Annotated in this window: 24 protein-coding genes; 9 read left to right on the forward strand and 15 right to left on the reverse strand. The window is 65.2% G+C overall.

Annotation, left to right across the window (positions count from 1 at the left end; translation table 11 throughout):
* Positions 1-33: 33 nt before the first annotated feature.
* The 8 genes from ACWHY3_RS15110 to ACWHY3_RS15145 form a co-directional block, all read right to left on the reverse strand.
* Positions 34-1,215: a polynucleotide adenylyltransferase gene (locus ACWHY3_RS15110; RefSeq protein WP_448126902.1), complete on the reverse strand. Its 1,182-nt coding sequence runs from the start codon at positions 1,213-1,215 to the stop codon at positions 34-36.
* A 180-nt stretch (positions 1,216-1,395) separates the two neighbouring features.
* A complete protein-coding gene (glpE, locus tag ACWHY3_RS15115) occupies positions 1,396-1,722 on the reverse strand; it encodes a thiosulfate sulfurtransferase GlpE (RefSeq protein ID WP_087718234.1) in 327 nt (108 codons plus the stop codon).
* Between the two features lie 36 nt (positions 1,723-1,758).
* The gene (locus ACWHY3_RS15120; RefSeq protein WP_087718235.1) at positions 1,759-2,613 is read right to left on the reverse strand and encodes a symmetrical bis(5'-nucleosyl)-tetraphosphatase; all 855 of its coding nucleotides are present in this window, start codon (positions 2,611-2,613) and stop codon (positions 1,759-1,761) included.
* A gap of 106 nt (positions 2,614-2,719) precedes the next feature.
* Positions 2,720-3,103, reverse strand: a complete 384-nt coding sequence (apaG, locus tag ACWHY3_RS15125) for a Co2+/Mg2+ efflux protein ApaG (protein ID WP_087718236.1) — start codon at positions 3,101-3,103, stop codon at positions 2,720-2,722.
* Positions 3,100-3,945 carry a 16S rRNA (adenine(1518)-N(6)/adenine(1519)-N(6))-dimethyltransferase RsmA gene (gene rsmA / locus ACWHY3_RS15130; RefSeq protein WP_087718237.1) on the reverse strand — a complete coding sequence of 282 codons (846 nt, stop codon included), beginning with the start codon at positions 3,943-3,945 and terminating at the stop codon, positions 3,100-3,102. Before rsmA ends, apaG begins: the two co-directional genes overlap by 4 nt.
* 15 nt (positions 3,946-3,960) lie before the next feature.
* Entirely contained in the window at positions 3,961-4,968 is a 1,008-nt protein-coding gene (gene pdxA, locus ACWHY3_RS15135; RefSeq protein ID WP_087718238.1) for a 4-hydroxythreonine-4-phosphate dehydrogenase PdxA, read from the reverse strand.
* Positions 4,968-5,927: a peptidylprolyl isomerase gene (locus tag ACWHY3_RS15140; RefSeq protein ID WP_322527976.1), complete on the reverse strand. Its 960-nt coding sequence runs from the start codon at positions 5,925-5,927 to the stop codon at positions 4,968-4,970. The genes pdxA and ACWHY3_RS15140 overlap by 1 nt, the downstream gene beginning before the upstream one ends.
* An 89-nt stretch (positions 5,928-6,016) precedes the next feature.
* Positions 6,017-8,482: an LPS-assembly protein LptD gene (locus tag ACWHY3_RS15145; protein WP_087718240.1), complete on the reverse strand. Its 2,466-nt coding sequence runs from the start codon at positions 8,480-8,482 to the stop codon at positions 6,017-6,019.
* A 354-nt stretch (positions 8,483-8,836) separates the two neighbouring features.
* On the opposite strand from ACWHY3_RS15145, the gene ACWHY3_RS15150 reads away from it, so the two are divergent.
* From ACWHY3_RS15150 to ACWHY3_RS15160, 3 genes are all read left to right on the forward strand, one after another.
* A complete protein-coding gene (locus tag ACWHY3_RS15150; RefSeq protein ID WP_448126903.1) occupies positions 8,837-9,868 on the forward strand; it encodes an aminoglycoside phosphotransferase family protein in 1,032 nt (343 codons plus the stop codon).
* Positions 9,865-10,530 (forward strand): N-acetylmuramate alpha-1-phosphate uridylyltransferase MurU, encoded by a 666-nt coding sequence (gene murU / locus ACWHY3_RS15155; RefSeq protein ID WP_332778965.1) that lies wholly within the window; start codon positions 9,865-9,867, stop codon positions 10,528-10,530. Before ACWHY3_RS15150 ends, murU begins: the two co-directional genes overlap by 4 nt.
* Positions 10,531-10,770: 240 nt before the next feature.
* The gene (locus ACWHY3_RS15160; protein ID WP_110630446.1) at positions 10,771-11,190 is read left to right on the forward strand and encodes an OsmC family protein; all 420 of its coding nucleotides are present in this window, start codon (positions 10,771-10,773) and stop codon (positions 11,188-11,190) included.
* A gap of 138 nt (positions 11,191-11,328) precedes the next feature.
* Here ACWHY3_RS15160 and coq7 read toward each other — a convergent pair whose 3' ends face one another.
* The 4 genes from coq7 to purD all read right to left on the reverse strand — a co-directional run bounded on the left by coq7 (position 11,329) and on the right by purD (position 14,791).
* Positions 11,329-11,970: a 2-polyprenyl-3-methyl-6-methoxy-1,4-benzoquinone monooxygenase gene (gene coq7 / locus ACWHY3_RS15165; RefSeq protein WP_087718244.1), complete on the reverse strand. Its 642-nt coding sequence runs from the start codon at positions 11,968-11,970 to the stop codon at positions 11,329-11,331.
* Between the two features lie 77 nt (positions 11,971-12,047).
* Positions 12,048-12,392, reverse strand: a complete 345-nt coding sequence (locus tag ACWHY3_RS15170) for a histidine triad nucleotide-binding protein (RefSeq protein WP_071231368.1) — start codon at positions 12,390-12,392, stop codon at positions 12,048-12,050.
* Between the two features lie 33 nt (positions 12,393-12,425).
* Positions 12,426-13,298, reverse strand: a complete 873-nt coding sequence (locus ACWHY3_RS15175; RefSeq protein ID WP_071231367.1) for a phosphoribulokinase — start codon at positions 13,296-13,298, stop codon at positions 12,426-12,428.
* A gap of 197 nt (positions 13,299-13,495) precedes the next feature.
* On the reverse strand, positions 13,496-14,791 hold the full coding sequence (purD, locus tag ACWHY3_RS15180; protein WP_087718245.1) for a phosphoribosylamine--glycine ligase: 1,296 nt from the start codon (positions 14,789-14,791) through the stop codon (positions 13,496-13,498).
* A gap of 216 nt (positions 14,792-15,007) precedes the next feature.
* On the opposite strand from purD, the gene ACWHY3_RS15185 reads away from it, so the two are divergent.
* Positions 15,008-15,718: a 16S rRNA (uracil(1498)-N(3))-methyltransferase gene (locus ACWHY3_RS15185; protein WP_087718246.1), complete on the forward strand. Its 711-nt coding sequence runs from the start codon at positions 15,008-15,010 to the stop codon at positions 15,716-15,718.
* 80 nt (positions 15,719-15,798) lie between these two features.
* Here ACWHY3_RS15185 and ACWHY3_RS15190 read toward each other — a convergent pair whose 3' ends face one another.
* The 3 genes from ACWHY3_RS15190 to ACWHY3_RS15200 all read right to left on the reverse strand — a co-directional run bounded on the left by ACWHY3_RS15190 (position 15,799) and on the right by ACWHY3_RS15200 (position 19,999).
* Positions 15,799-16,272 carry a hypothetical protein gene (locus ACWHY3_RS15190; RefSeq protein WP_448126904.1) on the reverse strand — a complete coding sequence of 158 codons (474 nt, stop codon included), beginning with the start codon at positions 16,270-16,272 and terminating at the stop codon, positions 15,799-15,801.
* Positions 16,269-18,530 (reverse strand): flagellar biosynthesis protein FlhF, encoded by a 2,262-nt coding sequence (gene flhF / locus ACWHY3_RS15195; RefSeq protein WP_448126905.1) that lies wholly within the window; start codon positions 18,528-18,530, stop codon positions 16,269-16,271. Before flhF ends, ACWHY3_RS15190 begins: the two co-directional genes overlap by 4 nt.
* 215 nt (positions 18,531-18,745) lie before the next feature.
* Positions 18,746-19,999, reverse strand: coding sequence for a lytic murein transglycosylase (locus tag ACWHY3_RS15200; RefSeq protein WP_256961090.1), 1,254 nt, complete (start codon positions 19,997-19,999; stop codon positions 18,746-18,748).
* Positions 20,000-20,970: 971 nt separating this feature from the next.
* On the opposite strand from ACWHY3_RS15200, the gene ACWHY3_RS15205 reads away from it, so the two are divergent.
* Genes ACWHY3_RS15205 through ACWHY3_RS15225 form a run of 5 tightly spaced genes read left to right on the forward strand, consistent with a single transcriptional unit; the run spans position 20,971 to position 26,399 of the window.
* Complete coding sequence (locus ACWHY3_RS15205; protein ID WP_448126906.1) at positions 20,971-23,775, forward strand: monovalent cation/H+ antiporter subunit A; 2,805 nt, start codon at positions 20,971-20,973, stop codon at positions 23,773-23,775.
* Positions 23,775-24,125 carry a Na+/H+ antiporter subunit C gene (locus ACWHY3_RS15210; RefSeq protein ID WP_087718253.1) on the forward strand — a complete coding sequence of 117 codons (351 nt, stop codon included), beginning with the start codon at positions 23,775-23,777 and terminating at the stop codon, positions 24,123-24,125. The genes ACWHY3_RS15205 and ACWHY3_RS15210 overlap by 1 nt, the downstream gene beginning before the upstream one ends.
* A complete protein-coding gene (locus ACWHY3_RS15215) occupies positions 24,122-25,639 on the forward strand; it encodes a monovalent cation/H+ antiporter subunit D (protein WP_332778961.1) in 1,518 nt (505 codons plus the stop codon). Before ACWHY3_RS15210 ends, ACWHY3_RS15215 begins: the two co-directional genes overlap by 4 nt.
* A complete protein-coding gene (locus ACWHY3_RS15220; protein ID WP_071231357.1) occupies positions 25,636-26,133 on the forward strand; it encodes a Na+/H+ antiporter subunit E in 498 nt (165 codons plus the stop codon). The genes ACWHY3_RS15215 and ACWHY3_RS15220 overlap by 4 nt, the downstream gene beginning before the upstream one ends.
* The gene (locus tag ACWHY3_RS15225) at positions 26,130-26,399 is read left to right on the forward strand and encodes a K+/H+ antiporter subunit F (protein WP_071231356.1); all 270 of its coding nucleotides are present in this window, start codon (positions 26,130-26,132) and stop codon (positions 26,397-26,399) included. Before ACWHY3_RS15220 ends, ACWHY3_RS15225 begins: the two co-directional genes overlap by 4 nt.
* The last annotated feature ends 3 nt before the right edge of the window (positions 26,400-26,402 follow it).

The raw sequence follows: 26,402 nt of genomic DNA on the forward strand, positions 1-26,402 counted from the left end.
TCTATGGGCCGGACCGACATCGGGCCAACGATCTTATGACGTTCCCAGCGCTTCCCGCACTGTTTCCTTCCGCCGTCTGGATAGCTCTTCGCCCAGCGCCGGCCCGCGAAAGCCTTCGTCGAGCAGCGCCTTCGGCACGATCTGCGAGGCAAGCCGCCAGGCCAGCGCCAGATCGTCCGCCAGGCTGCCGTCGTCGTGGGCGATCAGGGCCAGCAAGGGAGCGACCCGTTCGGGGCGTCGCCAGGCATCGATGGCATCGAGCCAGGCCATGATCGCGTCGGCATGGTCCGCTTCGGCGCCGGGCCGCTTCCCGCCGACCTGCTGGCGCAACCGATAGGACAGCGCCGCCAGCCGCATGGCATCACGGAACGCATTGGGCGCCTTGACGGCGTCGTTGAGCCGGGACTGCTCGTCGTCCTGCAGGTGCTCGCCGAGCCGCGCCCAGCGCCAGAGCGTCAGCGGGCAGGCAGCCGATTCATCGGGGACGTGCTCGAGTCGCGCCAGCACCTGTTCCAACGCCGGCGTCGACAGGGGCGGCATCAGCTCCGCCAGGGCGCCGCAGGATTCCAGCGTCTGGAAATAGGCCGCGGGATCGGCTTCCCCCAGCGCCTTGTGCGTCTCGGTCCAGACGCGTTCGGCAACCAGGTACGACATCTCGCCGCTGTCGGTGAGCTGGCGCATCAGGGTCATCGTTTCCGGGGCGATGGTGAAGCCCAGCTTGCGGTAGCGGGCCAGAAACCGGGCCGCTCGCAGTACCCGCAGCGGATCCTCGACGAAGGCGGCCGAAACATGCCTGAGCTGTCTGGCCTCGAGATCGGCAGCGCCGCCGTAGGGGTCGACCAGTTCACCGGCAGGCGTCTCGGCCATCGCGTTGATGGTGAAATCACGCCGCGCCAGATCGGCCTCCAGCGTCACGTCGGGGCTGGCGTGGACCTCGAACCCGGTATAGCCGCGCCCCTGCTTGCGCTCGGTGCGGGCCAGCGCGTACTCCTCGTGGGTGTCGGGATGGAGAAAGACCGGAAAGTCCCGGCCGACCGATTTGAACCCGCGCTGACGCATCGCTTCCGGCGTCGCGCCGACCACGACCCAGTCCCGGTCGCCGATCGGCCAGCCCAGGCGGGCATCGCGGACGGCGCCGCCCACGAGATAGACCTCCAGCCCGTCGAGCCTGGGATCGGTTTGAGGGTCGAGACGCGAATCGGGTTGCGTACTCATCGTCTGGCTCCGTAGTCAGTGCGGGGCGAAAACCTAAGGAAGCGCTGAATAAATAGGCGAACGAGATGAGGCGCAAGGCGCACGGCACACAGAAGACGAGACATAACATGGGGTTAGGCGAGTCTTCGAGTACCGCGCAACGTAGCGATTCGCTCGTGCAGGCATTTATGCAGTGGTTCCCTAACGTTCGACGCTCTCGGGCCGACGATGCGCCCAATCCACGAAGCCGCCATCCAGGCTGTAAACCTCGTCGAAGCCTTGCCCCGCCAGCCAGCCCGCGGCCTGCTGGCTGGAGTGGCCGTGATAGCAGACCACCACCAGCGGCGTTTCGCTGGGCGTGTTGTCCACCAGTTCCGCCACCGTGGTGTTGTCGAGATGGCGGCTGCCGGGAATGTGCCCCTGCGCGAAGCTCAACGGATCGCGGATGTCGACCAGCTGCAACGGGCGCCCCTCGCTCAGCCACTGCGCCAGCGTCGCCGGGTCGAGATGTTCGAAAGACTGGGTCATGGGTCGCTCCTGAAAGAATGGTGACTAGCGTACAGCTCAACGGCTTGAAGCGGCGGCGGGCACGGCGATCCGTTCGCCACTGTCGAGATCGAGTGCGGTCAATGATCCTCCCCATACGCAACCGGTGTCCAACGCCTGCGCGTTGATTCGCGCTCCCGGCGTGCGACCTTCCAGCGCCGCCCAGTGGCCGAACAGCAGCGTGAGCCTGCCACCGCCGGCAAGTTCATCGTGACGCGGATAGGTGAACCAGGGCGCGAAACCGGCCGGGGCGCTGTCCAGCCCCTCCTTGGCAGCGAAGTCCAGCGTGCCGTCGTCGGCGATGAAGCGCATGCGGGTAAAGACGTTGACGATGGCTCGAATCCGATCCTCGCCGGTCAGCTCGGGCGTGAACCGGGCCGGACGGTTGCCGTACATCACGCTCAGGAACGCATCCACCTCGTCGCCGCGCAGGACCGCTTCCGCTTCGGCAGCGAGTTCGGCAGCCTCGGCGAGCGACCACTGCGGCAACAGGCCGGCGTGGGTCATCACATAGCCATTTTTGACAGGGCCCCGCTCGCGATCGGCGACCAGCAGCGGCTGGCCGCGCAGCCATTCGAGCATCTCCGAGCGGTCCGGGGCTTCGAGAATGTCCGTCAGGGTATCGTTGCGCTTGAGCTTGCCGTGGCCTCGCGCCACCGCCAGCAGGTGAAGATCGTGATTGCCCAGCACCACGCTGGCGGCGCCATCCAGGGCGACGCTCCTGCGCAGGCAGCCGAGCGAGTCCGGGCCGCGATTGACCAGGTCGCCCGCCAGCCACAGATGATCCCGCGAGGGCGAGAAGTCGAGACGTTCGAGCAGGGCTTCGAATTCGGCGTAACAGCCCTGCAGATCGCCGATTGCGTAGGTCGCCATGCGCTTCCTCGTGTCGGTGGTGCGATCTCGTATTGATGGTGCGATCGGGAGCGGCGATTCGCTGCCGTTCGAGACGCGGCCGAGATGGTCGATTCGACCGCCTCGATCAGTGGATCTGGTTGGGACCGGCCAGCCGAAACGGCGCGATGGCGACGTCGAAGGAGGCCTGGGTGGACAGGTCGATGCAGGTATAGCTGCCCTGCATGACGCCGACGGGGCATTCGATGACCGCGCGACTGGTGTAGCGGAAACTGTGCCCGGCGGTGATCGTCGGCTGCTTGCCGACCACGCCGTTGCCACGCACTTCCTGCACCTTGCCGTGGCCCTGGGTGATCTTCCAGTAGCGCGACAGCAACTGCACGCTGCGGTCGGAATGGTTGTGAACGGTCACCGTGTAGCTGAACACGAAACGCTTGTCGTTGGGCGACGATTCGTCCTCGCGAAACGCTGGCTCGACGTCGACCGTGATGTCTGGTGTCGTCTCGCTCATGAGGTCTTCTCCGTCACTGGGTGGCTCGTCGCGCTGCCTGTCAGGTGATTGCTGATGGCGACCAGCTCCTCGACGCGCAGCGTCTGGGGGCGGCGGCCGGGGTCGATGCCCAGCGACTCCAGCGCCTCGGCGTCGATCACCCCCTTGAGATTGTTGCGCAGCGTCTTGCGCCGCTGGCCGAATGCCACCCGCACCACGTCGGCGAAATGGGCCTCGTCGTGAGCGGGCGACGGCAGCTCGGCATAGGGCGTCAATCGCACGATCGCCGAGTCCACCTTGGGCTGGGGCACGAAGGCACCGGGCGGCACGATGAACAGCGATTCGACCGCGCAGTGATACTGGGTCATCACCGACAGTCGCCCCCAGTCCGGCCCGCCGGGTTCGGCGGCGAGGCGCTCGACGACCTCCTTCTGCAGCATGAAGTGCATGTCCTGGATGGCGCCGCGCGCGGCCAGCAGATGGAAGATCAGCGGCGTGGAGATGTTGTAGGGCAGGTTGCCCACCACCCGCAACGGCCTGCCATCCTGCTGCGACAACGCGTGGAAATCGAACTTGAGCGCGTCGCCTTCGTGAATCCTGAAATCGGGGTAGTCGTAGAACTGCACCCGCAATCCGGGGATCAGGTCGCGATCGAGCTCGATCACTTCCAGCGCGCCGGCCGCTTCGAGGATCGGGCCGGTCAACGCGCCCTGGCCGGGGCCGATTTCGATCAGGCGATCGCCGCTACGCGGGGCGATGGCACGCACGATGCGGGAGATCACTCCACTATCGCGGAGAAAGTTCTGACCGAAACGCTTCCGGGCACGCGGCATCGGAGAACGGTCGGAGGAGCGTGTAGACATGAAAAACGAATTCCTTCAGTGAACGCGGGCCGTCATCTGGCGGGCCACCTGCAGTGCCACCCGGAGGCTACCCACATCGGCCAGGCCAGTGCCGGCAAGATCGAGTGCGGTGCCGTGATCGACGGAGGTCCGTACCATGCCCAGCCCCAGCGTGATATTGGCGGCCTGCCCGAACCCGGCATACTTGAGCACCGGCAGGCCCTGGTCGTGATACATCGCCAGCACCGCATCGGCGTGATCGAGATGGCGCGGCGTGAACAGCGTATCCGCCGGTAACGGCCCGATCAGGTCGAGCCCTTCTTCGCGCAGTCGGTTCAGCGCGGGCGTGATGACCTCGATCTCCTCGCGGCCCAGATGACCATCCTCGCCGGCGTGGGGGTTGAGCCCGCAGACCAGGATGCGCGGCGACGCGATGTCGAAGCGCTGCTCCAGCTCGGCCGCCAGGATCCGGCCGACACGCATCAGGCCGGGGCCGGTGATCGCGCTGGAGACCCGGGAGAGCGGCAGATGCGTGGTGGCCAGGGCGACCCGCAGCGGCCTGGCGGTGCGTTCGGTGGCCAGCATCATCACCACCTCCTCGGCACCGCAGGCGTCACGCAGATACTCGGTATGTCCGGTGAAGCCGACATGCCCGCCTTCGATGATCGCGCCCTTGTGCAGCGGCGCCGTCACCATCGCATCGGCGATGCCCTGCTGACAGGCCTCGATGGCGACATCCAGCGTCTTCAGCACGTAACCGGCGTTGGCGGGATCGAGCCGTCCTGGCGTCGAGGGCGCTGCCAGCGACACCGGCCAGACCGGCAGCCGGCCATTGATTGGCGCCGGCAATGCATCGCCGGGAGCTAGCACGTCGAGCTCGACCGACCAGCCCAGCCGCCTTGCCCGTTCGGCCAGCAGGTCCGGGTCGCCGACGGCGACTACCGTTGCATCCAGCTGCTGCCAGTCCCGCGCCGCCGCCAGGGCGAGCTCGGGACCGATACCGGCCGGTTCGCCGGTGGTCAATGCCAGTACCGGCAATGTCATCAGTTCCGGTCGAGACGGTTGTCGATGTAGGCGCTGGCACGGATTTCCTGCGTCCACGCCTCGAGCTCGTCACTCACCTTGCGCTGGAAGATCGCCTGGCTGGCCTGCTCCCGGCTCATCTGGCCACTGTCACCGCCACGGGTCTCGATCAGCTTGACCAGGTGGAAGCCGCTGGGGCTGCGGATCGGCTCGCTGACTTCTCCCGGAGAGAGATCGGGAATGACGTCGGAGAAGATGGTGGGAATCTGCGCCGACTGGCGCCAGCCGAGATCGCCCCCCTGCAACGCCTGGGCGTCGTCGGACTCGGCCACGGCGAGTTGCTGGAAGTCGGCGCCATCCCGCAGCTGCTGATAGAGCTTCTGCGCCTCCGCCTGCGCCTGGGTGACCTGATCCGGCGTCGGCGACTGGGGCACGGCGACCAGGATCTGAGCGAGATGGTAGGCAACGTTGCTGTTTTCGCTGCGCTGGCTCAGGAAACGATCGACCTCCCGATCCGACACCGTGACCCTGCTGGCGACCCGGCTCTGCTGTACCTGGCGAATCAGCAGCTCGCGCCGAACCTGCTCGCGCACTTCGGCCAGGCTCTGGCCCTGCTGTTCCAGCGTATTGGCGAACTCGTCCAGACTCATGCCGTTGTTTTCGGCAATGCCACGCATGGTGCTGTTGAGCTGGGTTTCATCGATGCTCAGATTGGCATCTTCGGCCATCTGCAGCTCGATCTGCTCGACAATCATGCGATCCAGCACCTGACGCTCCAGCGCCTGTCCCGGCGGCATCGGGATATTGTTGGCCTGCAGCTGGTCGCGCGCCTGGACGACACGCCTTTCGAGCTGACTGTGCATGATGGCATCGTCGTTGACCACGGCAACGATACGATCCAGCGGCACCACCTCCGCCATCGCGGACAACGGCGACAGCAGCATTACCAGCGCCAGGGGGATCCATACTCTAGGACGCATGCCTACCTCTCTTGCTTTGATGGAGCGGCGAGCCGCTCGGGCTCGCCGTAAACATTGATTGACTGCGATCTCTCGCCGGCCCGGTTTCGTCAGAACTGCGTCGCTTCGTAACCCGGCACGGCCTGCGCGAAGTAGCTGTCGGCTTCCTGACCGACGCCGCCCAGCCCCTTGAACACGAAACGCAGGAACAGGCCTCGGTCGGTGTAATCGTCTTCGATGGTGTTGGCAGTGTGATTGTCCTCGACCCATTCGCGCCATACCACCTGCACCGCGCTGCAGCAGCTGTTGAACTGGACACCGGCCAGGGTTTCCAGATCGCGGCTGTTGGTATTGTCGTAGAGGTAGCGGCCGATCAGATCCAGGGACGACGTCGCCTTGTAGGCGAACGACACGTCGAAATCTTCCCGGTCGTAGCCCAGACGATCCTCCGCATAACCCGAGGGATCGAACCCTTGGAGTTGCCAACGGTAGCCAAGGTTCACTACGTGACCGACAGGACTCAGATACTGGAGATACGCCGACGTTCGTTCGGTGGTGGAACGATCGGGATCGTAGAACCACTCGTAACGCGAGCGCCACTGGTCGTTGATGCGCCAATCGAGCTGGGTGATGACCGGCGAACGATCGCGGGTGGCGCGATACCAGTCCTCGTAGTTGGTTTCCTTGTCCGGCAACGTATCCGGATCGCCTTCAATGTCGATGTTGCGATCGGAGAAGTAGGCACTCTGCCCCACGGAGAGCGACAGCCGCTCACGGCCGGTATCGTCCTCGAGGAAGCGCGTCGAGGCCCCATAAGAGAGCTTGTTGACGTCTCCCACGCGATCGGCGCCCGTGAACCGGTAAGGCGACCACAGCTGGCTCCAGGAGACCGAACGCTCGTCGGTATCGAACTCCGGGAACTCCGACTGGTCGCGCTCGGGCACGTAGGCGTAGTAGAGACGCGGCTCGAAGGTCTGTTTCCAGTCGTTATCGAACAGCGACACGTCGCGCTGGAAGATCAGCCCGGAGTCGACCGAGTACACCGGCACGGTGCGCGACAGACTCTCGTCGCGGTCGGTATCCCGGTTGCCGTAGTCGAGCTCGTAATTGGTCTGCCAGAGCTGGAAGCGCGGCTCGAGGAAGCCCCAACTGGGCTGGGCACGCCAGCCGATGGCCGGCGTCAGGTTGACGCGCGTACCGTTGGCCGCTTCGCGCAGCAGTATGCGACGCGTGTTGCCGGTTTCCTCGTCTTCCCAGAAGCCGTCGCTGTCGACGCCTTGCAGATCGCGCCAGAAGTAGGTCGCGTTGGAGTTCCACTCCTGGTAGAAGCCGTTGTCCTGCTGCCAGCGCGCGTTGGCGGTCAGGCTCGGCAACTGATAGTAAGGACGGTCGTCCTCGTCCAGCGGGTAGTCCATCCGCTGGTAGCCCTGCGCCCGCGCATCGAGATTCCAGGTCGTGCCTTGATAGCTCAGCCGCGCCAGGCGTTCGAGATACTCGGTATCCTGCTCGCCGAAGTCGCGACCGAAGTCATCGAAGTAGCGCCCGTCACTCGCGGCGCCGTAGCGCATGGCGTAATCCAGCCGTTCGGTGAACCGACCGTAGTGGCTGTAATCGACGTACCAGCGATCCTCGCCGTCGAAGGCGTCGTCGGGATCGTTGGGGTTGTCGCTCTCGCCACCGTTGTCGTTGGGCAGGTAGGAGCCTTCGATCGAGCCCTGGTCGCTGCCGAACAGATAGCGGAATTCGCCACCCAGCATGAAGCCGTGATCGGAGATGACCCGCGGCGTGATCGTGGCGTCGTAATTGGGCGCCAGGTTGAGATAGTAGGGCTGGCTGTAATCGAGACCGTCGCTGGAGATTCCCATCGTCGGCCATAGAAAGCCGCTTTGACGCCGATCATCGATAGGGAAACGCACCCAAGGCCAGTAGAAGACGGGGACGTCTCCCATTTCCAGCCGCGCGTTGGATGCGGTGCCGAACCCCTGCTCGCGATCGATGGTGACGTCGCTTCCCACCAGACGCCATAGCCGGCTATCCGGTGCGCAGGTAGTGAAGCTGGCCTCACGCATGCGGTAGCGGCCATCGGCGAGACGCTGCATCGACTGGGCGTCGCCTCGAATCCGCTGATCGTGAACCACGTAGTGCGCGTCATCGATACGCGCGGCATCGCTGTCGAGCGATACCTGGCCTTCTTCGCCACGTACCAGCATGCCCGGATAGCGAATGGCCAGCGGTCCTTCGGCGAATGCCGTGTCGCGCGCGGCATTGACGCTAACTCGCGGCGATTCCAGCTGGCTCTCGCCGCGCCGCAGCACGACGTTCCCGCCCAGGATGGTTTCACCGTCGTTGCCGTACTCGGCCGATGCCGAGTCGGACAGCACCTCTTCGGGGGTCTTGCCTTCGGGCAGCAAATAGCCCGGTTCGATATAGCGGCCACCACACAGGGCGCCGGCCGGCGCTTGATCGCCCCATGGCGCCCAATCCAGTTGATCCGCGGGTAACGGTGCGGGGGGCGCCGCCTGGGCCGTCGATGAAATCAGGCCAGTCAGGGCAGTCCAGACCAGTCGCTTGCCCATGTCCTCTGTGTCCTTGCCGAGTGGAGTCGGTATTATACAGACCTCGACGGGAGTTGCCGCGAAGCCATTCCTTGTTGAACCGTCCGAGTGTCTACCGCGTCCATTACATCGAATTCGACGGCACCTTTCGATTTGGCGATGCGGGCCAAACGCGGCACACTGCTCGCCAGCCGTTCGATGTCTCGCCGTCGCGCTCGAAAACGTATCGCCCTGCACGAACGATGCATCGACGACTCGCACGGCACACCCAGATTAGGGCCCAGCATGCGGTGCCATCTCCGGCCCGTCAACTCGCCTCGCGAGCTGGACGCAGCGACACATCGAAACGCCTCATCATCACGACCGGAAGCCCGCATGACCTTGCGCCTCGACTCCCTTCGTCACTGGATCGCCACCCAGCACCGTCTTTCACCCGATGCCTGCCGATGGGAAGCGGTCGCCGGCGATGCCAGCCTGCGCGGCTACTGCCGTGTCACCTTTCCCGACGCCACCACCCGGATCGTCATGGATGCGCCGCCGGCATTGGAAGATAGCGGCCCCTTCGTGGCCATCGGCCGGGAATGGCACGCCGCAGGGCTGCCGGTGCCAACGATCCATGCCGTCGACCTCGAACAGGGATTCATCGAGCTCGACGATCTCGGCAATGATAGCCTGCATCGCCATTTTGATACCGATGCCGGCGCGCGGGCGGGCACCGCGCAGGCGCTCGACCTGCTCGACGCCATCGAACAGCGCGCACCGTTCTCCTCGTTGCCGCGCTACGAGCCCGCGTTTCTCGAGGAAGAGATGGACCGCTTCCCCGACTGGGGCCTGACGCGCTGGCTCGGGATCGAAACGCCGCCACAGTGGCCGGAGGTCAAGCGCCATCTGCTCGACAGCATCGCCAGACTCCCCACCGTCGCCGTGCACCGCGACTTCGACGCCATGAACCTGATGATCCGTGAGGACCGGCTGTGGATCATCGATTTCCAGGGCGCGCTGGCCGGGCCGCTCGGCTACGATCTGATTTCGCTGCTGCGGGGGCGCTACCATCGCTGGTCGCGCCAGCAGATGGACGACTGGATCGAAGGCTTCCGCCAGCGCTGCCTCGCCGCGGGGCGCATCGCACCTGACATCGACGCCCGAGCGTTCCGCACGAGCGTCGAGGCGATCGGCGCCCAGCGCCAGCTCAAGATCCTCGGCCAGTTCTGCCGGCTCTGCCTGCGCGACGGCAAGCCGCGCTATCTCGAATGGCTGCCCCACTTCTACGCGCATCTCGACGACGGACTGGAAGCACTGCCCGCCCTCGGCGACTTCCACGCCTGGCTACGTGAAAGCTATCGCCCGGCCATGGAAGCGCGCCTGGCCGAGCACCGCGCGGCCAACGGCGGCGGAGGCGACTCATGAAGGCGATGATTCTCGCCGCCGGCCTCGGCACCCGCATGCGCCCGCTCACCGACCACTGCCCCAAGCCGCTGCTGCCGGTCGCCGGCAAGCCGCTGATCGTCCATCATCTCGAACGCCTGGCAGCGGCGGGAATTTGCGACATCGTGATCAATGTCAGCTTCCGGGCGCAGCAGATCATCGATGCGCTCGGCGACGGCGACCGTTACGGTGTCTCGCTCACCTTCAGCGTCGAAGAGGCACCGCTGGAAACCGCCGGCGGCCTGCGCCAGGCGTTACCCGCGCTCGGCGAGGCGCCTTTCGTGCTGGTCAACGGCGATGTCTGGACGGACTTCCCCCTCGAGCGGCTGGCGTTGACCGAAGGCGACCTGGCCTCGCTGGTGATGGTGAACACTACCGACTTCCATCGTCGCGGCGACTTTCACCTCGATGCCCGCGGCCGTCTGCATGCCGAGGGCGAACCGCGTCTGATCTATGCCGGCCTGGGTGTCATCCACCCCCAACTGGTTGCCGACCTGCCAGTCGGCACGGTCGCCAGGCTGGCGCCGCTGCTGACCGAGGCCATGCAGGCCGGCCGTGTCGGCGGCTGGCACCATCGCGGCGACTGGGTCGATGTCGGCACCCCGGAACGGCTGGCCGAACTGGAAGCCAGGCTGCGGTCATGACGGCGCGGACATCACCAGCGAGGGCCGGGAATGTTATTCTGCCCTCATCGATCAACACGTGATTCAACGACGAATCCCCAGTAAGAGGGCATTTACAAAATGCCTGCGCTCGGCAATACGGCGTTGAAATCGATCTCAAAATACTCATTTACTCCATGTAAACTCCGCTTTTTCGACCGATTTCGCCTTGTCTTGCCTTCGCTCGTCGAATTTGTAAACACCCTCTAAGGAATCCTTGCCATGAAAGCCACAGTCAAATGGACCGACGGCCGCCAGTTCGTCACCGAATCCGGCAGCGGCCATAGTGTCGTGATCGACGGCAACCCGGACCACGGCGGCCGCAACACCGGCCCGCGCCCGATGGAAATGGTGCTGATGGGTCTCGGCGGCTGCACGTCGTTCGACGTCATCCAGATTCTCGAAAAGGCTCGCGCCAACGTCACCGACTGCGTCGCCACCCTGGAAGCCGAGCGCTTCGACGGCACCCCCAGCGTGTTCACCAAGATCCACGTCCACTTCGTCGTCACCGGCAAAGGGCTGAAGGATGCCGTGGTGAAGCGCGCCGTCGACCTCTCTGCCGAGAAATACTGCAGCGCCTCGCTGATGCTCGCCAAGGGCGGCGTGGAAATCACCCACTCCTACGAGATCGTCGAGGCGTAAGACGCGAGACGCGAGACGCGAGCCGCGAGCCGCGAAGAGCAGGCTCCTGCCTCAAACGCAAAATGCCAGCGATGTTTATCGCTGGCATTTTCGTTCGAGGATGCTTTTTAAAGCTGCCCCTTCGTCGTCGCTTGCGGTTCAGATCCGGTAGACGCTTTTCGTCATGACCTTCGACACCAACCGCATGCCCCACTTCACCGGTAGCGGGAAGCGGCTGCCGCCGGATTCCAGCGCCCAGCGTTCGTGCTGCGCTTCGTCGATGCACATCTGCTCCAGTACCGCCCGCGAGCGCTTGTCGTCGATCGGCAGCTTGCGCAGATGCGACTCGAGATGGCGTCCCACCTGCTCTTCGGTGGCGGCAACGAAGCCGAGACTGACACGGTCGCCGATCGCGCCGGCCAGCGCGCCCAAGCCGAAGGAGGCGGCGTAGAACGCGGGGTTGAGATAGCTGGTGCGGCCGTCGAGCTCCTGCAGGCGCTGGTCGCACCATGCCAGGTGATCGATCTCCTCCGCGGCGGCTTCTTCCATGCGTTCGCGGGTCTCGGTCAATTTCGCCGTCAGGCCCTGACCCTGATAGAGCGCCTGCGCGCAGACCTCGCCGGTATGGTTGATGCGCATCAACCCCGCGACCTGACGACGCTGCTCCTCGTCGAGAAAGCTTTCGGGTTGCACATTGGCCGGGGATGGTCGACTCGGCTGGGCCGCCTTGGGTACCAGCGTGCGCAGCACGGTATCGAACTGATGGATCAGATTGTCGGCACGGGAAATCTGGCGTGTCATCGGAGTCTCCTGGCGGTCTGGCGGCTTAACAAGGTCGGTCACTGTCGAGTGGGCCGGCGCGCGTTGCGCCGTTGCGCTCAGCCCGGCGGCCACTGCATCCGGCGCCCGCCCAGCAGATGCATGTGAATATGATAGACCGACTGCCCGCCCGCTTCGTTGCAGTTCATCACCACGCGGTAGCCGTCCTCGGCGAATCCGAGCTGCTTGGCCAGCTTGGCGGCGGTGTACTGCAGCCGGCCGATCAGCGCCAGGTCTTCTTCCTCGATGTCGTTGAGAGTGGCGATCGGCTTCTTGGGGATGATCAGAATGTGCGTGGGCGCCTTGGGATCGATGTCGTTGAAGGCCAGTACCTCGTCGTCTTCGTAGACGATGTCTGCCGGTATCTCGCGATCGATGATCTTGCTGAAAAGTGTCGGCTCCATGAGAACTCCTGATATCGAAATGATGTCCCGGCCTCAGCGAAAGCGTCGCTGGGCCAGCAGCTGTCGTACCTGCGGCGCGAGGATCAGATCCATCGCCAGCGACAGTCGCGCGCCGGGCACGACCAGCGTGTTGGGGCGACTCATGAAGGCATCATGAATCATGGTGACCAGATAGGGGAAGTCGACGGCCGCCGGGTCGCGGAAGCGGATGACCACGAAGGATTCGCCATCGTTGGGTACGTCCTGAAGCTCGAACGGGTTGGAGGTATCGACCGTCGGCACGCGCTGGAAGTTGATGTGCGTACGGGAGAGCTGGGGCTGGATATAGCGCACGTAGTCGTGCATGCGGCCCAGAATCGTGTCGATGACCGCCTCCTGGGAATAGCCCCGCAGCTTGGTGTCGCGATCGATCTTCTGCAGCCATTCGAGATTGATCGTCGGCGCCACGCCGATCAGCATGTCGACGTGGCGGGCGATGTCGACCTCGTGGGTCACCAGGCCACCATGAAGCCCCTCGTAGAGCATCAGGTCGGTGCCGCTGGGGATCGGCTGCCAGTCGGTGAAGGTGCCGACCTGCCAGCCCGCCTCGATCATGCGCTTGTCTTCGGCATGAATGTAGTGGCGATAGGTCCCCTTGCCGCTCTCGCCGTACTCCTGAAACAGCGCGTCGAGCCGGTCGAGCAGGTTGGCGTTGACCGAGAAGTGAGAAAGCTCGGCCTTGCGCTCCGGCTCGGTCTGCAGAATCTGCGCCAGCTCCGCCCGCGAGTAGCGATGGAAGGCATCGCCGTCGATGAACGCGGCGTGCACGTCCTCGCGGGCGAACATGCGCTCGAACGTTCGCTTGACCGTGGTGGTACCGGCTCCCGACGAGCCGGTCACCGCGATGATCGGAAATTCACGCGACATGCGATGCCTCTCTGTTTCGCCAAACTCGCTTTCGCCAAACCCGCTTTCGCCAGATCCGCTCTCGCCAGATCAGCGCGCTGCCGCGGCCATTCGACGTGGCCCCGCGATAGCTCGACAGATCGAGCCGGCGATTGGCCGGTCGTTGGCGCATCGCACGCTGCATGGCGGGTTTCCTTGTCTCTATGACGCCCGATCGTTCAGGACGACTGACGTTCTCGGGCAATGGCGCGATGGGCGATGTCGCGGCGATATTCGGCGCCGTCCCAGCGGACCATCTCGAGCCCGGCATAGGCCTGCGACGTCGCCGCGCCGACCGTGTTGCCGAGAGCGGTCACACATAGCACGCGCCCGCCGCTGGTGACGACGCGACCATCGTCGCTCATGCGGGTACCGGCGTGGAACACCTTGCAGCCGGCCGCGTCCGCCGCGTCGAGCCCGGTAATCTCGTCACCCTTGCGATAGCTGCCGGGATAGCCTTTCGCCGCCAGCACCACGCCCACGGCGGCACGGGAATCCCATTCGCACTCGACCTGATCGAGACGCCGTTCCAGCGCGGCCTGGCACAGCGCCACCAGATCGCTCTTCAGCCGCATCAGGATCGGCTGGGTTTCCGGATCGCCGAAACGACAGTTGTACTCGATCACTCTAGGGGCGCCGTCGGCATCGATCATCAGCCCGGCGTAGAGGAAACCGGTATAGGGGTGGCCTTCGGCGGCCATGCCCCGCACCGTGGGCAGGATCACCTCATCCATGATGCGTCGATGAACGCTCTCGGTGACCACCGGCGCCGGCGAGTAAGCGCCCATGCCACCGGTATTGGGCCCGGTATCGCCGTCGCCGGCGCGCTTGTGATCCTGGCTGGTGGCCATCGGCAGCACGTGCTCGCCATCGACCATGACGATGAAGCTGGCCTCCTCGCCCTCGAGGAAATCCTCGATCACGACCCGCGCTCCGGCATCGCCGAAGGCGTTGTCCTCGAGCATGTCACGGATCGCCGCTTCGGCCTCGGCTTCGGCCATCGCCACGACCACGCCCTTGCCCGCGGCCAGCCCGTCGGCCTTGATCACGATCGGCGCGCCCTTCTGCCCGAGGTAGGCCAGCGCGGATTCGACCTCGCTGAACGTCTGGTAGTCGGCGGACGGAATCGCGTGGCGTGCCAGGAAGTCCTTGGTGAATGCCTTGGAGCCCTCGAGCTGCGCGGCGCCCTCGGTCGGGCCGAAGATGGCCAGCCCCGCTGCCTGGAACGCGTCGACGACGCCGGCGACGAGCGGCGCTTCCGGCCCGACGATCGTCAGATCGACGGCGTTGTCACGCGCGAAGACGATCAGCGCTTCGCTGTCCATGACATCGATGGCAACGTTGGTCAGCCCCGGCTCCCGCGCGGTGCCGGCATTGCCCGGTGCCACGAAAACCGTCTCGACCTGCGGTGATTGTGCCGCTTTCCATGCCAGCGCATGTTCGCGCCCGCCCCCGCCAATGATCAGAACCTTCATCGCTAACCTTCTTCTGCCGAGCCTTGATTGGCTGAGTGAGTGGCTGAGTGAGAGAGTGAACGGGCATTATGTCAGAAAGGTGTCCTGCTCGCCGCTGTGTTCGGGCATCCCGCTGGCCCTGGGCGGCTATATTCGCATGCTATGTTCGCGTGCGCCGTTCAGGCAGAATGGCCGCCTGCCTGACTCCCTGTTGCCATGCGCTGAACCGCCATCTCCATGAACCTGATTCTGCTCCAGCCCGAAGATTGGGCGAACGACACTCACGCCTGTCTCCATGATCCGCGCCGCCTGCACCATCTCCGCGAAGTCCATCGCGCCGCGCCGGGAGACTGCCTGACCGTGGGCGCCCTCGACGGCCTGATCGGCCGCGGCGAGCTGCTGTCGTTGACCGATACCGAAGCACAGTTCCGGGTCACGCTCGATCGCGAGCCGCCGGCGCCGCTGCCGGTTCACCTGCTGCTGGCACTGCCGAGGCCGCGCATGCTGGCGCGAACGCTGGAGCACGTCTCGGCGCTGGGGGTCAAACGCGTAACGCTGATGCATACCCGCCGCGTCGAGAAGAGCTATTGGCAATCTCCCGAGCTGAAGCCGGAAAAGATCCGCCAGCATCTGCTGCTCGGGCTGGAGCAGGCCCGCGATACCCGGCTACCGGAGATCGCGTTCGAAACCCGTTTCAAGCCGTTCGCGGAAGATCGACTGCCGGCCATGCTCGCGGATCATCGCGGTTTGCTGGCCCACCCCGGGCTGGCTCAGGCCTGCCCGCGCGGCATCAGCGATGCCACATTGCTGGCCATCGGTCCGGAAGGCGGTTTCGTCGATTACGAGGTGGAGAAGTTCCTCGAACTGGGCTTCGAGGGGATCCATCTGGGAGAGCGCATCCTGCGCGTCGAGACGGCCGTGACGGCGCTGCTGTCTCGACTGTTCTGAGCCGCCGGCTGCCGGCCCGATGGCGCGGCGTGACGGCTGGGCCGAGAGCGCCCGCGCGCGTCAGAACATTCATGCACGCGTCAAAAATCCGTGGCCGGCTTCGGTAACTCCTCGGGCAGGCGGCGCTGCCAGTCAGCCAGGTCGCGGATGAGTTCGATATTCAGAAAGCGCCGCAGCGTCGTGCCCAGGTTGGTGAGCAGCTGCGCCGTCGCGGCATCCAGGGTGGGCCTGGCCCCGCTGTTGCCGGCGTCTTGCACCCACAGCAGCAGAGGCACGGCAGGGCCAGCGCTCGAGGCAACCGGTGCCAGCGTCCGCTTCACCCGCCGGTAGAGATCGGCCACGTCGACCTGCGCGGCATCGACCCACAGCACCCAGGCCCGCACGGTCGCCGACGCGGCCTGAGCTTCCAGCGTGACCTGCCAGCGCCGGCCCGCAGGAGCTGGTAGTTGCGCCAGCGCCTGCATCAGCGCCTCGTCGTCCGGTTCGCCGATCACCCCCAGCGACACGGAACCGGGAGCAGCCCAGGCGCGCAGCCCTGCCGCCTGATCGGTCATGCCGCCTGCCCCCGGCCGCTGGCGTCGAGCCCCATCAGTGCGTCATGGGCGCTCAGCGTATCCATCAGCGCTTCCATCAGCGCCTTGGGCCGACGACCGCAACGGCGCTGGGCGATACCGGAAAGCCGTGCGCGAACGTCCATCGCCCAGCCCGCCTCTTCCGCACTCAAGCGCACCGCCAGCGCCGCCAGCGTCGAGGCCAGCTGCCAGCGCTGCTCCCGATCTTTCACCAGTCCGCGCTCCTGCATTGCCTGATCGGCCTGCCGGGTCAGCCCGGGCAGGGTCTCGACCATGACCGCCGGGGGCAGGCGCGATGCGATATCGAGCCCCGCCTGGCTGCTGCTCAGCCAGTAACGTCTGGCCAGCCTGCGGCCATCGTCGGCGTCGCGAATTTCGCCGTACCACGCCACCACCGGCAGGCTGTAGGCATCCTGGCGCCGCTGGCTGACGCTCGTTTCCAGCCGCGTCAGGTGAAGAGTGGCGGCACGCCCCTGGTGGCGCAGGGGTTGCGGCTCGACGGCTTCGCCCAGCGTCATCGCCCGGGACAGCGGCAGCCATTCGCCGGCATGACGAATCCGGCGCGCGCCGGTCACGGCCGCCAGCCAGCCGCGCCCGGCGGCCTCGAAACGTTCGAGGTCGGCGACGGCCGGCAGTTGCGCCAGCAGATGCCAGCCCGCGCCGAGATCGTCGGCCCAGCGAAACTGTTCGGCACTGCCCGCGGGGAGCCGGTGTCGCGGCCAGGTCAGCGGTTGGGGCATGCCGTGATGATCCAGCGACACCAGCGGCATTGCCTGTTCGGCGCCACTGACGCTGGTGGCCTTGGACCAGTAGAGCGCGTGGGGCACATCCGCCGCGGACAGCAGGCTCTGCTGGGTGGCGCCCGCCATGAGCCGGGCGAACTCGTCGCTCCCGGCTTGCGTCGAGCGCTTGGCACGGCGCCAGATCTGCTCGAGCAGCGTCATGCCCAGGTTGTGCTGTCTCAAGGTATCGAGCGTCGTGACCAGGGCATCGCGCTGGCGCAGAACGCCGCGCGAAAGCGCCTGCTGTCGCGCCTGCTGCGGAGGCACCGTGGCCGCCGCCTCGCTGACGAAAGGCGAATCGCCGGCCAGTGCCAGCGCCTCGTCGAGCAGGGCGTCGGCATCGACGAGTTCGAGATCTTCCGGCACGCGCTGGCCCCGGGAGACGTAGCAGAGCCTGAGCCGGTGGCGAATGACCACGTCCAGCACGTTCCCCAGCCGCGCCGCTTCGTCGAGCTTGGTCAGAATGCAGCCCCACAGCGGCTCTCCCGCTTCCTGCGAGGCCTGCTGCCAGGCCTCGATGACCTGCGCCAGGGTGTCGCCGTGACTGGCTGCGTTGAGTACCAGCACCCGTCGAGCCGGCGCCGGGCCGGCTCCCAGCCGTGCGATCTCGCCCACCAGTCGCTGGTCCCGCTGGCTCATGCCGACCGTGTCGATCACCGTGAGCTTCTTGCCGCCGCTGCGTGACAGCAGCGCCCGGCGCGGTTGGGTCAGACGCGTCAGCAGGTCGCCGAGATTGCCGTTCTCCTCGAGCGCGTGGACTTCCGAGCCCAGCAGCCGGGCGTAGATGCGTAGCTGCTCGGCCGCACCGATACGGTAGCTATCCGTCGTCACCAGCGCGACGTCCTTCGGGCCGTGACGCATCACGTAGCGGGAGGCCAGCTTGGCGGTGGTGGTGGTCTTGCCGACACCGGTGGGGCCGACCAGGGCAAACACGCCGCCGCTCTCGAACAGGGCTTCCTCGTCATCCAGCAGCGACAGGCGAGCGCGCAGCTGGCGCACGAGCCAGGCCTTCGCGGCGGGGGACTCCGGTTGTTCGTCGCGCAGCTCTTCCGGCGGATCCTGAATGACCTCGTCGGCGAGCGAAGCGCTGAAGCCGGCCTGGATCAGACGTTGACGCAATGCGGTCGTCAACGATGCTGCGTCGCTCTGCGAGGAAGCCGTGCCCCCGCTAAGCATGGCGCGCACGTCCTCCAGCAACTGGCGGTTCAGGGCCTGCAGCGTTTCCAGGGTCGGGTTGGGGGCCGGAGCCGGGGCCGGCGCTTCCGCGGGGGGCGCTTCCGCCGCCGGCGACTCGAGGCTGGAGAGCGTCTGCTCATGCTCCTGCTCGGGCATGGCGATGATCTCGACGCCACCCTCGACGGAACGGTTGGAAAGGATCAGTACCTGATCCCCCAGCGCCGCCCTCACCTGACGCATGGCTTCGCGGCTATTGCTGGCAGTGAAACGTTGGACGCCCATGACTTCCTCGATGATGCGAGGCAGTCTGCCGTTCTACCGCTGACCGCCTCTGGAGTTTCGCGCCCACAGTCTGCCAGTCGGAAGATCGCGGGCATGGGTGGGAATGGCCATCAAACCGGCGCCAATTCGAGGGCTGACCGGACAGCTAGGCAACGAGCCCTGCCGGATCCGCGCTCGGCGCAGCGCTTGCGTCCGGCTCAGCCTTCCCTGACGGTTCAGCTCTCGGTCAGGCGCCGGAACAGCGACTGCGTGGGGTAACCATCCGGAATGACACCGATGCTGCGCTGATAGGCGCGTAATCCGGCACGGGTGTTGGGACCGACCAGGCCATCCGGAGTGCCGACATCGAACCCGTGGGAATTGAGCTCCTGCTGCATGCGCCGGATGCGATCACGTGACAGGGCCGGCTCCCCGCGCGGCCACTCGCCCTGGATGCCCGGCCGTCCGGCCAGCCGATCCGACAGCGTCGCCACCGCCAGCGCATAGCTGGTGGAGGCGTTGTAGCGCATGATCACGCGGAAGTTGTGGCCGACCAGGAACGCCGGCCCCTTGGCGCCGGCGGGCGCGATGACCGAGGCCTGATCGAAGTCCGGCAGCGGGCTGCCGTCGAGACGCTTCACTCCCTGGGTTTGCCACGCCCGGGCATCGTGGCGTACCGACAGCTCGGTCTGCGAATAGTCGAAGTCGTCCGGCAATGTGACTTCGACGCCCCAGGGCTGCCCCCGCTGCCAGCCGGAAGCCTCCAGATAGTTGGCGGTCGACGCCATCACGTCGGGAATGCTGCCCCAGATATCGCGACGGCCGTCGCCATCTTCATCCACCGCGTAGGCCAGGAAACTGCTCGGAATGAATTGGGTATGACCCATCGCCCCGGCCCAGGAACCCCGCATGCGATCGCGGTCGATATCGCCGTTCTGTAGAATCTTGAGCGCGGCCATCAGTTCGCCGCGCGCGAACGACTGGCGGCGGCCATCGAACCCCAGCGTCGACAGCGCGTCGATGGTCTCGAAGTTGCCGAAGTTGCTGCCGTAATTGCTCTCGATGCCCCAGATGGCGACGATCACCTCCCCCGGTACGCCATACTGCTGCGTTACCTGATCCGCCGTGGCGCGATGTTCGGCAAGACGCGCGCGGCCGGTGGAAACGCGCTGCGCCGAGACGGCACTGTCGAGATAGCTCCAGACCTGGCGGGTGAATTCGGGCTGGGAGCGGTCGTACTCGAGGATGCGGGGCTGATAGCTGACCGGGTCGAACGCCTCGGCCAGGGTTGCCTGATCGATACCCTCGGCGGCGGCCCGCTGCCGGAAATCGGCCACCCAGGCGTCGAACGCCGCCGGATCCTTCGGCGTTTCCGGGCTTGCTTTGGCGTCGGTTGCGGCATCAGCACTCTCACCGGCGCTGTCCGCAGCATCGGCCGATTTCGAGGAGGTCGCCCCGGAAGCGACGGAAGACGACGATGACGAAGCCACGGCGCCACTCGTGTTCGAGGCGTTCGACACAGTATGCGTATCGGCAACGCTCTGACATCCCAGAAGCGCTAGACAAAGACAGAGCGAGAGTGTGGCAGGAGCCTTGACCGGCAGTGAACGCTTCACAAAAGCACATCCTTAATGCTGAATATCCTGTATGTCGGCGTCGATACGCCAACCAAATTGCCCCCGCAGTGTAGCGTATCCCGCCGCCCCGGGAACCTCGATCGGTGATCGCCTCGATATCCGGGATACACCGATGGAAGCGCCAGGCTCACGGCTCGAGTCCCCCTTTTCGACGTCCTCCGGCGATTCTACCCGGATGACTTCCCCGGTGCCGCCCCCTATGGCTAGGGGCATATCGGCGTGGTAAAGTCGGTTCAACGCTGTCGCCCGATTCTCATAAATCATCAATACTTTCAATAATTTCGCGTATCGCAAATTATGATCGGGCGCTTTCTGAAGGGAGGAGAGACACCATGCCGGGCCACATGCCTAGCCAGCTGTCGCTGACATGCGCGACCTGTCGTATTGGTGCCCAGACTCGTATCGGTGCCCGGGCTCTGCCGCCCCGTGCCGGCACGATCACGACCCAGAACCAGACACCCGCCTGGATGCTGGCGCCTCGCGGCGTGCGCCGTCCCTATCTGACCGATCCGCCCAGCGTCTCTGACCCGGCGACGAGTTCCCGTGGCGCGACGCGCGCCGCCACCGCGGGTCCCCCGCTCGCCGTCGTCTCTTGTCCGCCTGAGCGAGCCTGCCTCGCGGAGAAGATCACTACCGCACCGACTCTCTGCCACAGTCTCGCGACCTACGCCTCGTGCGGCTGGCAACATCGCTTACACTGGAGCGAGTTACGGTCGCGGACCGATCGCGATGAACGCGAGAACGAAGCTCGAACCCACCGGACCGTCGCCCTGCGCCGGGCCGATGATCGAGCCTCCCTGATCCAAGAATAGAGCGACGATTTCATGTCACTGCCGCTGATCGTTCTACTGCCGCTACTGGGCAGCCTGATACCGTTGCTGAGCAACAATCGGCAACGCACGCTCAATGCCTGGTCCACCGCGCTGCTCCCTGCGATCGCGCTAGGCATGGCCATTTCGCATGCGCCTGGAGTGATCTCCGGCGAGGTGTATCACTTCAGCATGAGCTGGGTGCCGCAACTGGGGCTCGATCTGGCGTTCCGGCTCGACGGGCTCTCGCTGCTGTTTTTGCTGCTGATCCTGGGCATCGGGCTGCTGATCATTCTGTATTCCCGCTATTATCTGTCGCCGGACGACAGCATGCCTCGGTTCTACGCCTACCTGATGCTGTTCATGACTTCCATGATCGGCATCGTCATGGCCGACAACCTGCTGCTGCTGTGGGTATTCTGGGAATTGACCAGCCTGTCGTCGTTTCTGTTGATCGGCTACTGGTACCAGCAGAGCGAGGCACGACGAGGCGCCCGCATGGCCCTGGCCGTCACCGGCATGGGCGGGCTGGCGATGCTGGCCGGTTTCCTGCTGATCGGCCATATCGTCGGGACCTTCGACATGCAGACGGTGCTCGACAGCCGTGATCTGATCCAGGCCGATCCGCGCTATCTGCCGGCACTGCTGCTGGTGCTGCTGGGCGCCTTCACCAAGTCGGCGCAGTTTCCGTTCCATTTCTGGCTGCCCCACGCCATGGCAGCGCCGACGCCGGTCTCGGCATTCCTGCACTCCGCCACGATGGTCAAGGCCGGGGTCTTCCTGCTCGCGCGCATGCATCCGGCACTGGCCGGCTCGCAGCTCTGGCTCTATATCGTCACCCTGACCGGGCTGGTGACGATGATCTACGCCGCCTATTTCGCGCTGCTCAAGTACGATCTCAAGGGCGTGCTGGCATTTTCCACCGTCAGCCATCTGGGCATGATTACCATGCTGTTCGGGCTGGACAGCAAGATGGCGGTGGCGGCTGGGCTGTTTCATATTCTCAACCATGCCATGTTCAAGGCGACGCTGTTCATGTCGGCGGGCATCGTCGATCACGAGACCGGTTCGCGAGACATCCGCAAGCTGAGCGGCCTGCGACGCAGCATGCCGATGACGGCCGCACTGGCCGGTCTCGCCGCGGCTTCCATGGCCGGCGTTCCCCTGCTCAACGGCTTCATATCGAAGGAGATGATGCTGACCGAGACGCTGGAAACCGGGATCCTGGGCGGCCTGGCCTGGCTGATCCCGGTGCTCGCGACCCTCGGCAGCGTGCTGTCGGTGGCCTATTCGCTGCGTTACGTACGCAACGTCTTCTTCGGCCCGGAAGCGCAGGAGCTGCCCAAGACGCCCCACGAGGCGCCTTTCCTGATGCGTCTGCCGATGCTGCTGTTGGTCGCGCTGTGCGTCGTGATCGGCCTGATGCCCGCGCTGATCGTCACCGGACTGCTCGGTGCCGCCGCGCAGGTCACGATTCTGCCACCGAGACCGGAGCTGCACCTGGCGATCTGGCACGGATTCAACCTGCCCCTGCTGATGAGCGTCATCGCTCTGGCCGGCGGGGTCGGCATCTACGCCGTACGCCGCAAGCTGTTCGCCTTCCAGCGCCAGTTCCCGCAGCGCAACGCCTCGATGATCTTCGAGCACAACGTCCGCAGCCTGCTGCACTGGACCCAGAAAGCGATCGATCGCTTCGAGAACGGCTCGCTGCAGCGCTACATGCTGTGGTTGATCATTGCCGTGCTGTTCCTCACCGGCAGCGGCCTGCTGGACCTTACCCAGTTGCGCGGGCCACGTCAGCTCCAGGCACTCGATGGCCTGCTGATCGCGGGCGCGGTGATCACCATTCTGGCGGGCCTGGGCACGGCGGTCCTGCATCGCCGACGCCTGGTCTCGCTAATGATGCTGTCGGTGGTGGGGTTGATGGTTTCGCTGGCCTTTGCCCGCTTCTCGGCACCTGATCTCGCTCTGACCCAGCTGGCGGTCGAGGTGGTGACGGTCATCCTGCTGATGCTGGCGCTGTTCTTCCTGCCGCAGCGCACGCCCAAGGAGTCCAGCGGCGCGCGCGTGGTCCGCGATGTCCTGCTGGCGGCGGGCTTCGGCGGCATCGTCGCGAGTCTCAACTACGCAATGCTGACGCGGCCGCTGGACACCATTTCCGGCTTCTTCCTGGAGAACAGCGTCAGCGGCGGCGGCGGTCACAACGTGGTCAACGTCATCCTGGTCGACTTCCGCGGCTTCGATACGCTGGGCGAGATCACGGTGCTGTGTATCGCCGCCATCGGTATCTACAAGCTGCTCAACCGCCTGCGCCTGTTCATGCCCTCCAGCGATAGCGAAGGGCGCCCCTGGTCCCGGGATCTCCATCCCATGCTGCTGGGTACGGTATCGCAGAGCCTGCTGCCACTGGCGCTATTGGTGTCGGTGTTCATCTTCCTGCGGGGTCACAACGAACCCGGTGGTGGCTTCATTGCCGGCCTGGTGACGGCCGTGGCCTTGATCCTGCTGTATATCGCCCGCGGGGTCGACTGGACCCAGCAGCGGATGTCGTTCCAGTATCAGCCGATCGCCGTGGTCGGTGTCGCCATCGCCGCGCTGACCGGAATCGGCAGCTGGGCCTTCGGCCACAACTTCCTGACCTCTGCTTTCGGACACTTCTCGATTCCCTATATCGGCGAGATCGAGCTCGTCACGCCGATGCTGTTCGACCTCGGCGTCTATCTCACCGTCGTCGGCGCCACGCTGATGATTCTGGCCAATCTGGGCAAGTTGACGACACGGCACCGTCCCAGCAAAGAGAATGAAAAGGAGACCGTCTGATGGAAGCGCTCTTTGCCACCGTAACCGGTTTCCTGGCCGCCAGCGGGCTCTACCTGGCGCTGCGTGGACGCACCTTCCCCGTGGTCGTGGGGCTGACGCTGCTCTCCTACGCGGTCAACCTGTTCCTTTTCTCCACCGGCGGCCTGACCACCAATGGCGCGGCGGTGATTCGTGACGGCGTCGACTACTACGCCGACCCGCTGCCCCAGGCCCTGGTGCTGACGGCCATCGTGATCGGCTTCGCCATGACGGCGTTCTCGGTGATCCTGGCGATGCGCGTGCGCGGCGACCTGGGCAGCGATCAGGTCAACGACCAGCGTGGCGAAGAGTCGAAGGAGGACAAGTCGTGATGCAGCACCTGATCATCCTTCCGATTCTTCTGCCGCTGTTGAGCGGCCTGCTGATGCTGGTCAAGCGGGACTCGGCCGTACTGCCTCGCCGGGCGATCGCCCTGGTCAGCACGGCGCTGCTGCTGGCAGTCAGTGCCATGCTGGTGGTCCAGAGCGACAGCGGTGACATCACCTACTACGCCCTGGGCGACTGGCAGCCGCCGTTCGGCATCATCCTGGTACTCGACCGGCTCTCCGCACTGATGGTATGCCTTACCAGCTTCCTGGCGCTCGGCAGCGTGGCCTACGCCTGTGCCGGCGACGATCGCAAGGGCAGCAATTTCCACGGTCTGTTCCAGCTCCAGTTGATGGGGATCAACGGCGCCTTCCTGACTGGCGACATCTTCAACCTGTTCGTGTTCTTCGAGGTGCTGCTGATCGCCTCCTACTCGCTGCTGATGCATGGCGGCGGCAAGGATCGCACCCAGGCCGGCTTCCACTACGTGGCGCTGAACCTGGCGGGCTCGGCGATGTTTCTGATCGCGCTCGGGGTGCTCTACGGCACCACCGGCACGCTCAACATGGCCGACATGTCCCAGAAGGTGGCATCGCTCGACCCCGATCGTCTTGGCCTGCTCAAGGCGGGGGCGTTTTTGCTGCTGGTGGTGTTCGGGCTGAAGGCCGCGATCCTCCCGCTCTATTTCTGGCTGCCGCGGGCCTACAGCAGTGCACCGGCGCCGGTGGCGGCACTGTTCGCGATCATGACCAAGGTGGGGATCTACGCCATTCTGCGGGTCTATACGCTCATCTTCGGCGACAGCGCAGGCGGGCTCGCCAATTTCGTCCAGCCCTGGCTCTGGTGGTTCGCACTGGCGACGCTGGCCCTCGGCGGGCTGGGTGTCTTGTCGGCGCGGGATCTGCGTAATCAGGTGGCCTATCTGCTGCTGATTTCGGTGGGGACGTTGCTGGTCGGCGTCAGCATGAACCGCGAGGCGCCCATCGCCGCCCTGCTCTACTACATGATCCACACCACGCTGGTCAGCGGCGGCCTGTTCCTGCTGGCCGATGCGATCGGCGAACAGCGCGGCAAGGCCGGGGCACGTATCGTGCCCGGCCGGGGCGTCACCCAGCCTGCGCTGCTGGGTCTGTTCTACTTCATCGGTGCGGCGACCATCATCGGGCTACCGCCGTTTTCGGGCGCTATCGGCAAGGCACTGCTGCTCGATTCGGCCCTGCCGAGCGAACAGCCGTGGCTGTGGTCGCTGTTGCTGCTGTCGAGCCTCGCCGGTCTCGTCGCCATGGCGCGCAGCGGCTCCACCGTCTTCTGGAAGGCTGGCCGCGGCGACAACGATGGCCCCAGGCTGAAGACGGCGATGCTGGCAGGCCTGATCCTGCTGCTCGGTGCCTCGCCGGTGCTCTCGATCCTGGCCGGCCCGATCACTCGCTTCACCGATGCCAGTGCCACACAGCTGCTCGATCAAGACGCCTACGGCGAAGCGATTCTCTCCCCGAACGTTACCGGAGGTGACTCATGATTCCTCCCATTCGCTGGCTGCCGATGCCGGTGCTGTCACTGCTGCTGCTGGTCGTCTGGCTGTTGCTGCAGCAGAGCGTGGCACTCGGACAATGGATTCTTGGCGGCGTCCTGGCGATCCTGATTCCGGTGATCTGTCGACCGTTCTGGGAACGCCAGCCCACCATCAAGCGCCCCTTGAAACTGGTCGGCTACTTCTTTCGGGTGCTGGGCGACATCGTGACCGCCAATCTGCAGGTTTCGAAGCTGATTCTCGATCCCCGCGGCCGGATGCGCCCCGCCTTCGTGGAATATCCGCTGACGCTGAAGGAGAGCTTTCCGATCACCATCCTGGCCAGCACCATCACCATGACGCCGGGGACCGTCTCGGCCCACCTGCGCCTGGATGGCAAGACCCTGCTCATTCACGCGCTGGACGTGGGCGATATCAACGCCCTGATCGACGACATTCACCAGCGCTACGAGCGCCCACTGCTGGAGATCTTCGAATCATGATCGACATGGCTCTGTGGATCGCGCTGGCGCTGTTCTGCGCCGCCGTCGTACTCAATTTCTATCGTGCCGTGGTCGGGCCGAGCCTGCCGGATCGCATTTTGGCGGTGGATACCATGTACATGAACTCGATCGCTCTGATCGTGCTGTTCGGTATCTGGGTCGACAACAAGGACTACTTCGAGGCGGCGCTGCTGATCGCGATGCTCGGCTTCGTCAGCACCATCGCCGTCTGCAAGTACCTGCTGCGCGGCGACATCATCGAATAGGAG

Source organism: Salinicola sp. NYA28a, assembly GCF_976982775.1.

What these genes read in the sequence shown, in the direction of transcription:
- ACWHY3_RS15205 (WP_448126906.1), top strand. Translation starts at nt 20,971, where the DNA reads ATGTCACTGCCGCTGATCGTTCTACTGCCGCTACTGGGCAGCCTGATA.
- ACWHY3_RS15110 (WP_448126902.1), bottom strand. Translation starts at nt 1,215, where the DNA reads ATGAGTACGCAACCCGATTCGCGTCTCGACCCTCAAACCGATCCCAGG.
- ACWHY3_RS15170 (WP_071231368.1), bottom strand. Translation starts at nt 12,392, where the DNA reads ATGGAGCCGACACTTTTCAGCAAGATCATCGATCGCGAGATACCGGCA.
- ACWHY3_RS15225 (WP_071231356.1), top strand. Translation starts at nt 26,130, where the DNA reads ATGATCGACATGGCTCTGTGGATCGCGCTGGCGCTGTTCTGCGCCGCC.
- ACWHY3_RS15185 (WP_087718246.1), top strand. Translation starts at nt 15,008, where the DNA reads ATGAACCTGATTCTGCTCCAGCCCGAAGATTGGGCGAACGACACTCAC.
- ACWHY3_RS15120 (WP_087718235.1), bottom strand. Translation starts at nt 2,613, where the DNA reads ATGGCGACCTACGCAATCGGCGATCTGCAGGGCTGTTACGCCGAATTC.
- ACWHY3_RS15220 (WP_071231357.1), top strand. Translation starts at nt 25,636, where the DNA reads ATGATTCCTCCCATTCGCTGGCTGCCGATGCCGGTGCTGTCACTGCTG.
- ACWHY3_RS15210 (WP_087718253.1), top strand. Translation starts at nt 23,775, where the DNA reads ATGGAAGCGCTCTTTGCCACCGTAACCGGTTTCCTGGCCGCCAGCGGG.
- apaG (WP_087718236.1), bottom strand. Translation starts at nt 3,103, where the DNA reads ATGAGCGAGACGACACCAGACATCACGGTCGACGTCGAGCCAGCGTTT.
- purD (WP_087718245.1), bottom strand. Translation starts at nt 14,791, where the DNA reads ATGAAGGTTCTGATCATTGGCGGGGGCGGGCGCGAACATGCGCTGGCA.
- ACWHY3_RS15175 (WP_071231367.1), bottom strand. Translation starts at nt 13,298, where the DNA reads ATGTCGCGTGAATTTCCGATCATCGCGGTGACCGGCTCGTCGGGAGCC.
- coq7 (WP_087718244.1), bottom strand. Translation starts at nt 11,970, where the DNA reads ATGACACGCCAGATTTCCCGTGCCGACAATCTGATCCATCAGTTCGAT.
- ACWHY3_RS15145 (WP_087718240.1), bottom strand. Translation starts at nt 8,482, where the DNA reads ATGGGCAAGCGACTGGTCTGGACTGCCCTGACTGGCCTGATTTCATCG.
- glpE (WP_087718234.1), bottom strand. Translation starts at nt 1,722, where the DNA reads ATGACCCAGTCTTTCGAACATCTCGACCCGGCGACGCTGGCGCAGTGG.
- murU (WP_332778965.1), top strand. Translation starts at nt 9,865, where the DNA reads ATGAAGGCGATGATTCTCGCCGCCGGCCTCGGCACCCGCATGCGCCCG.
- pdxA (WP_087718238.1), bottom strand. Translation starts at nt 4,968, where the DNA reads ATGACATTGCCGGTACTGGCATTGACCACCGGCGAACCGGCCGGTATC.
- rsmA (WP_087718237.1), bottom strand. Translation starts at nt 3,945, where the DNA reads ATGTCTACACGCTCCTCCGACCGTTCTCCGATGCCGCGTGCCCGGAAG.
- flhF (WP_448126905.1), bottom strand. Translation starts at nt 18,530, where the DNA reads ATGGGCGTCCAACGTTTCACTGCCAGCAATAGCCGCGAAGCCATGCGT.
- ACWHY3_RS15190 (WP_448126904.1), bottom strand. Translation starts at nt 16,272, where the DNA reads ATGACCGATCAGGCGGCAGGGCTGCGCGCCTGGGCTGCTCCCGGTTCC.
- ACWHY3_RS15150 (WP_448126903.1), top strand. Translation starts at nt 8,837, where the DNA reads ATGACCTTGCGCCTCGACTCCCTTCGTCACTGGATCGCCACCCAGCAC.
- ACWHY3_RS15140 (WP_322527976.1), bottom strand. Translation starts at nt 5,927, where the DNA reads ATGCGTCCTAGAGTATGGATCCCCCTGGCGCTGGTAATGCTGCTGTCG.
- ACWHY3_RS15160 (WP_110630446.1), top strand. Translation starts at nt 10,771, where the DNA reads ATGAAAGCCACAGTCAAATGGACCGACGGCCGCCAGTTCGTCACCGAA.